Raw genomic sequence first — 6,868 nt, 5'->3', positions numbered from 1 at the left:
GGGCAGGCGTGGGCGGCGCAGCCTCGCACCGCCGCCGGGGGCCCGGCCGTCGCGGCCGGCTTCCGGGTGCCGCCGGACACCGTCCGCCACACCCGGACCTGGATGGCCTGGCCGGACAACAGCACCATCTGGCGGAACAAGCTCAGCGGTGTCCAGGCGAACATCGCCCTCATCGCCAAGACCATCGCGAAGTACGAGCCGGTGACCATGTGCGCCAACCCGGCCAGTGTGGCCAAGGCCCGCTCGATGTGCGGCTCCACCGTCACCGTCATCGGGGACATCCCGGTCGACGACTGCTGGATGCGCGACACCGGCCCGGTCTTCCGCACCGACGGCACGGGCGGCCTCGACACCGTCGGCCTCAACTTCAACGGCTGGGGCAACCACCAGAACCCGCACGGCAACGACGCCCTGGTCGCCCAGCGCGTCGCCGCCTACCTCGGCCTGCCGTTCACCGCCGCCGGGCTGGTCGGCGAGGGCGGCGGCATCGAGACCGACGGCGCGGGGACGCTGATGGCCACCCGGAGCAGCATCCTCAACGCCAACCGCAATCCCGGCATGTCCCAGGCCGCGATCGAGAGCGCGATGTGCGCCGCCTACGGTGCCACCAAGGTGATCTGGTTCAACGGCATCGCCGGCCAGGACATCACCGACGACCACGTGGACGCCACCTCCCGCTTCCTCGGCGCGGGTACGGCCGCGGTCCAGATGCCGCAGGCGAGCGACACCGACGCCTGGTCGAACGACGCGCGGCAGCAGTACCGGATCCTGACGACCTCCACCAGCGCCCAGGGCACCCCGTTCACGGTCAGCCAGATCCAGGGGCCCGACTACAACCTCATCCGTTCGACCGACCCCAACTTCGTCGGCTCCTACGCCAACTACTACCTGTGCAACAACGCGGTGATCGCGGCGCAGTTCGGCGACACCAGGGCCGACAGCGCCGCCAGGACGGCCCTCGCCCGGCTGTTCCCCGGCCGGACCGTCGAGCAGCTCAACATCGACTACCTCGGGGCGGGCGGCGGCGGGATCCACTGCGTCACCCAGCAGCAGCCCGCCGGGTGAGACGGCGGGGCCGGGTCCGGTCCGCCGACCGGACCCGGCCCCGCACGGAGGCCGGCCATACCAGGGGTCCCCGGTGGCCGGCCGGCCTGGTCAGCCGAGGGCGGGGATGTCGTGGGTGGCGCAGTGGATGCCGCCGCCGCCGGCCGCGATCGCGTCGATCCTGACCGGGACGATCTCCCGGCCCGGGAAGTACTGCTTCATGATCTGCTGCGCCCGCTCGTCGGCCCGGGCGTCGCCGAACTTCGGCAGGTAGACGCCCTTGGTGCCGATGTAGAAGTTCATGTACGAGGAGACGAAGGCGTCACCGCGCCCGGTGATCTTGTCCGGGTCCGGCTGCTGGAGCTCGACCACCTGCAGCTTCTTGCCGGTCGCGTCGGTGGCGTCCTTCAGGACGGAGCGGGCCTGGTCGGCCGAGCGGGACCAGACGTCCGGCGGGGTGCCGGGGAAGGCCTGGTCGAGCAGGACCACGCCGGGGGCGGCGAAGCGGGTCAGGCAGTCGACGTGGGCGTCGGTGATGTCCTTGCCCTTGACGCCCGCCAGCCAGATCACCTTGGTCACGCCGAGGAGCCCCTTCAGCTCCGCCTCGACCTGGTCCCGGCTCATGCCCGGGTTGCGGTTGTCGTTGACGACGGAGCTCTCGGTCACCATCAGGGTGCCCTGGCCGTCGGTCTCGAACGAGCCGCCCTCGGCGACCAGCCGGGTCTCGATCCGCTCGACTCCGTACTTCGCCAGCACCGTCCGGGCGACCTTGGCGTCGTTGCCGCGCTGCTGCTTGCCGCCCCAGCCGTTGAAGTTGAAGTCGACGCCCTTGATCTTGCCGCCCTCCTCGACGAACACCGGCAGGGTGTCCCGGGCCCACAGGTCGTCGACGGCGATCGGCACCACCTCGACCGCCGAGCCGCAGGCCTTCTGCGCGGCGTCCTTCTGCTCGGGCCGGGCCATCAGCACGACCGGTTCGCGGGCGGCGATGGCCTGGGCCAGGCCGGCCACGTCCCGGCGGACGTCCGGGAGCTGGTCGCCCCAGACGTTCTCGGAGGCGGGCCAGGACATCACCGTGCGCAGGTGCTTGTCCCACTCGGCGCCGAAGCGGCGCGGGCCGGGGGTGCCGCCGGGCTGGGGCGGCACGGCGCCCTCCGGGTCCTCGATGCCGTTGGGGTCACAGGCGGTGAGGCCGAGGGTGAGGGCGCCGACACCGAGGCCGACACCGGCGAGGGAGCGCATCAGGGTACGGCGGGACGGGGTGTTGGTCATACGGGAACTCCGGCTGCTGGTCTGGGCGGTGGACGGTGTGTGCGGGGTGCGGGGTGCGGGGTGCGGGGTGCGGGGTGCGGGGCGCCGGCTACGGCAGCGGCTCGTGCATGGTCGAGCAGTGGATGCCGCCGCCCCCGGCCATCAGGCGGTCGACGTCGAGCTGCACGACCTCGCGGCCGGGGAAGGCCGCGGCGAGCGCCTCCCGGGCGGCGGCGTCCTTGTACGCGTCGCCGAACTGGGTGGTGATCACGCCGCCGTTGACGACGTGGAAGTTGAGGTAGGAGTCGACGAACTTCGAGCTGCGGGAGCGGACGGTGTCCGGGCCGTGTACCGGGATGACCTGGAGGCGGCGGCCCCGGGCGTCGGTGGCGGCGGACAGGATCGCGAACTGCTCGCGGGCGTCCCGGGCCCAGGCGTCGTTGCGGTCCGCGGGCGGCAGCTGCACCATCACCACGCCGGGGCGGACGAACCGGGAGGTGACGTCCACGTGGTCGTCGGTGATGTCCTGGCCCTTGATCCCGGGCAGCCAGATCATCGTGTCCGCGCCGTAGGCCTCCAGGACGGCCTCCTCGATCTCGTCCCGGCTCATGCCGCGGTTGCGGTTCTTGTTGACCAGGCTGCTCTCGGTGGCCATCACCGTGCCGTCACCGTCGGTCTCGATCGCGCCGCCCTCGCCGACGAAGTCCGCGTAGGTATGGCGCAGGCCGCGGCGGGTGGCGAGGCGCTCGGCGACCAGGGCGTCGTCGTGGTGCACCTGCTTGTTGCCCCAGCCGTTGAAGTTGAGGACCACGGCGTCCAGGCCGCCGTACCCGTTCCGACGGAACACCGGTGCGATGTCGCGCATCCACAGGTCGTCGGTGGGGATGGCGGTGATCACCTCCACCCCGGAACCGCACCGGGACTGGGCCTTGCCGGCGGTCCAGTCGTCGGGGGCGCACATGACCACCGGCTCGAACTCGGCGATCGTGCGGGCGATCAGGGCGATGTCCTCCTGGACACCGCCCAGGCGCAGGCCCCACACGCCCCGGCGGGAGGGCCAGGACATCCAGGTCCGCGCGTGCGGGACGTCGTCCGCCGGCACCCAGGAGTACGGCCCGGTGGAACGGTCGTCGGGGTAGTGGGTCATGAGGAGCTCCAGATCGTGCGACGGTGCCGGGAAGGGTGCCGAGGGCCGCCGATTCCCACTCTTCGCGCCGCGACGCGGCGGCGCACCACGGGGACGGGCCGGCGGCATCACCCTGCCTGCGGGTTCAGACTCGCACTGACTGAAAAATCAGTCAAACTTAGGGGTGTGCCGTAACGCATCCCTGACAGGCTCCCTGCGCAGAGTGACGCCCCCGGGCGGCCCGTACGGCTCAGGACCCGAGCCGGGCCACCTCGGCGTCGATCGCATCGGCCATGAGCGTGCGGGCGTGCGCCAGCGGCAGACTGCCGCTGAGCCAGCGGGTGCTCAGCCCCTCCAGCAGCGCGGTCAGCCGCTCCGCCGCGCCGGCCAGCGCGACCGCCGAGGACATCGGCTGCACGCCGCCGAGCAGTTCCGCGATCTCCTGCACCCAGATCCGGGTGGCCCGCGCCAGGTCCTCGCGCAGCGTCTCGTCGAACACGGCGCTCGCCCGCAGCTCGCCCCAGGCGGTGCTGTTCTCCCGCACCTCGGCGGTGTCCTGGAGCTCCAGCAGCAGGGTCTGCTCCAGTTCCTCTCGGGGCGTCGGCGGCGGGGCGTCCTCGGCGCGTTCGGTCGTGTACCGCTCCGCCCGGTCGTTGATGAACTCCAGCGTCTGCCGGAGGATCCCCGTGCGGTCCTTGAAGTGGTAGTAGATCAGCGCGGTGGACACACCCGCCTCGGCCGCGAGTTCCTCCACCCGGAGCCCGCGCACCCCGCGCCGCGCGATCACCCGCGCCGCTGCTTCCATGATCGACGTTTTACGACTGGCCACGGTCCACCACCTTACCGGGGGCGCGGGCGCCGATTCCGTCCACCTGCTGACCGGCCGATCAGCCGGAGGCGGCTGGGCGGGAAACGCGCCGGTCCGGCGGCGAAGCGGCGTGACCGACTGGTGTCTCCACTCGGTGTCAGGCCGGGCGGATTGTCAAGCCCGCACCGGATCCGTCCGTTCAGCAGTAGCCTCGGCACTGGTAACGACTGCCCTGGAAGGGCGAATTGGAGGCGATGGTGGCCGAAGGGGAGCCCGCGGCCCGGGACGGCGGTGGGGCCGGCGAGGACGGCAGTCCGCTGCACGAGCGCGAGGCCGAGATCCGGTCGGCAGGGCAGGCGGTAGGGGCACTCACCCGGCCCGCCGGTACCGGGCTCGGGGAACTGCTGGTGTACACCGGCGCGGCCGGGCTGGGCAAGACCGCGGTGCTGACCGAGGTGCGGCGGGAGGCGAAGCGCGCGGGCTGCACGGTGCTGTTCGCCCGGGGCGGGGAGAGGCAGCGTCACGAGCCGTTCCACGTGGTGCGCCAGCTGGTGCAGCCGGTGCTGGCGGCCTTGCCCGACGAGGACCGGGCGCAGGTGTTCGGGCCTTGGGAGGACATCGTCGGTCCGGCGGTGGGAATGCTGCCACCCGGAGGGCAGCTCGACCCGCAGGGAGTGCGGGACGGGCTGGACTTCGTGCTCACCCGCCTCGTGCAGCGCCGCTCGCCGCTGGCGGTGATCGTCGACGACCTGCACTGGGCCGACGCGGAGTCGCTCGGCTGGCTGGCGGGCTTCGCGGTGCGGGCACGGGAGCTGCCGGCCCTGCTGGTGCTCGCCTGCCGTGACGAGTTCCCCGACGACGTCCTGGCGCTGCAGCGTGGCCTCGTCGGCAGGGCCGACCGGCGGCACGAACTGCGGCCGCTCCAGCCGGCCTCGGTCGCGCGGCTGGTCCGCGCCACCCTGGGCGCTCAGGCGGAGGACGCCTTCTGCCGCCACGTCTGGGCGGTCACCGCCGGCAACCCGTACGAGACCACCGCCCTGCTCCGCGAGGTGCTCGACCAGCAGCTCGACCCCGTCGAGGAGAGCGCCGGCCAGCTGCGCGAACTCGCCGCCAGCGCACGGGGGATGACGCTCCGGCACTGGCTGGACAAGATCGGCCCGACCACGGTGCGGTTCGCATGGGCGGCGTCCATGCTGGGCACCGACATCCGCCCGGACCTCGCCGCCGTCATCTGTGCTCAGGGCCCGGAGACCGCCGCCGAGTCCGTCCGGGAGCTGCGCCGGCACGGGGTCCTGATCAGCACGCCGGGAGGTCGGCTGGAGTTCGTCCACCCGCTGATCGCCACCTCGGTCTACCAGTCGATGCCTCCCGCCACCCGCACCGGGATGCACGGGGTAGCCGCCGTCGAGACCGAGAACGCGGGCCTCGGCCTGCTGACGGCATCCCGGCACCTGCTGGAGACCCTGCCCGAGGGCGACCTCGAAATCGTGGGCAAGCTGCGCCGGGCGGCCCGCGAGCACCTGGCCATCGGTGCGCCCGAGGCGGCCCAGCGCTGCCTGCGCCGCGCCATCAGCGAACCGCCCGCCGACGAGGACAGGGCCGAGGTGCTCTACGAACTCGGCTGCTCGGCACTGCTCACCGGCCCGGCGACCACGGTCAACCAGCTGCGCCTGGCACTCGCGGACCCGTACGGGCTGAGCCCCGAGCTCCGGGTCGACGCGACCTTCCGGCTCGCACAGGCCCTCGCCCACAGCAACCGGCTCGGCGAGGCCGCCGCGGTGTGCGCCGAGGAAGCCGCTCGCACCCTTCCCGGCCCGGGCCGCCTGCGTCTGGAAGTCGCCCACTTCATGTTCGCCGCGTTCCAGTCCGAGGACGAGGACGGTCCGGGCCGCTCCCGGAGGCTCGCGGAGTTCGACCGGACGCTCGAAACGGTCGGCATGGCCTTCAGTGACATCGGGGCGAGCGGCTCGGGCTCCGCCGCCACCGGCGCGAACGGCGAGCCGCCCCCGGACCAGGCCATCTTCGAGCACAACGGCCTGGCCCACGCGGTGGCCGTGCTGCGCTGCTGGGACCTCACGCTGCGCGGCGTGGACCGCGAGGAGACGATCGCCCTGGCCGAGTCCGCGCTGCCGGGCGGCCGTCTGCCCCGCAGCCTTGGCTGGACCAACACCACCTGGGGCTTCGAGCTGCCCGGCATCCTCGGCATCAGCTACCTCTACGCCGACCGGGTCGACCGGGCGGAGGAACTGTTCACCGAGGCGGTCCGCGCGTACGAAGTCGCCGGGTGGAGCGGCGGCCACCTCGGCTTCGCCTACCTGCTGACCGGCATGCTCCGGTTCCGCTGCGGTGCCCTTGCGGAGGCGGAGGACTACCTGCGCCGGGCTCTGCGCATCGCCGAACGGATAGGCCCGGACGCCCCGCTGCACTGGGACGCGGTCGGGGCGCTGGCCGAGACCGTGGCCGCGCGCGGCCGGTTGTCCGAGGCCCTGGAGCTGGCGCGCAAGTACGCCTTCGGCCCGCCGTACCCGACGGTGATGGTGCTGCCCGACGCCCCCACCCTGTACGGCCGCCTCCTCCTGGCCCGCGGCGACGCGCCCGGCGCGGCCGCCGCACTGACCGCCGCCGGCGCGGCCCTGGAC

General features: G+C 73.0%; 5 protein-coding genes. 2 read left to right on the top strand and 3 right to left on the bottom strand.

Going from position 1 to position 6,868, the window contains the following annotated elements; all coding sequences use genetic code 11:
• Window positions 1-1,065 (top strand): agmatine/peptidylarginine deiminase (locus KS423_RS34085; protein ID WP_224283622.1); only part of this gene is annotated, 1,065 nt, incomplete at its 5' end.
• A gap of 90 nt (window positions 1,066-1,155) precedes the next feature.
• Here KS423_RS34085 and KS423_RS34080 read toward each other — a convergent pair.
• The 3 genes from KS423_RS34080 to KS423_RS34070 form a co-directional block, all read right to left on the bottom strand.
• Complete coding sequence (locus tag KS423_RS34080; protein ID WP_224283621.1) at window positions 1,156-2,316, bottom strand: agmatine/peptidylarginine deiminase; 1,161 nt, start codon at window positions 2,314-2,316, stop codon at window positions 1,156-1,158.
• An 88-nt stretch (window positions 2,317-2,404) separates the two neighbouring features.
• Window positions 2,405-3,442: an agmatine/peptidylarginine deiminase gene (locus tag KS423_RS34075; protein WP_224283620.1), complete on the bottom strand. Its 1,038-nt coding sequence runs from the start codon at window positions 3,440-3,442 to the stop codon at window positions 2,405-2,407.
• A gap of 229 nt (window positions 3,443-3,671) precedes the next feature.
• On the bottom strand, window positions 3,672-4,250 hold the full coding sequence (locus KS423_RS34070) for a TetR/AcrR family transcriptional regulator (RefSeq protein WP_224283619.1): 579 nt from the start codon (window positions 4,248-4,250) through the stop codon (window positions 3,672-3,674).
• Window positions 4,251-4,483: 233 nt separating this feature from the next.
• On the opposite strand from KS423_RS34070, the gene KS423_RS34065 reads away from it, so the two are divergent.
• On the top strand, window positions 4,484-6,868 hold a 2,385-nt coding region (locus tag KS423_RS34065), incomplete at its 3' end, for an AAA family ATPase (RefSeq protein WP_224283618.1).

It is taken from the genome of Streptomyces sp. LS1784 (assembly GCF_020103755.1).
GTDB lineage: Bacteria > Actinomycetota > Actinomycetes > Streptomycetales > Streptomycetaceae > Kitasatospora.
Note: the sequence above shows the minus strand (reverse complement) of the source record. Positions and strands in the feature narration are given on the sequence as shown.

Coding starts and splice junctions, on each gene's coding strand:
- KS423_RS34080 (WP_224283621.1), bottom strand. CDS start 2,316: ATGACCAACACCCCGTCCCGCCGTACCCTGATGCGCTCCCTCGCCGGT.
- KS423_RS34075 (WP_224283620.1), bottom strand. CDS start 3,442: ATGACCCACTACCCCGACGACCGTTCCACCGGGCCGTACTCCTGGGTG.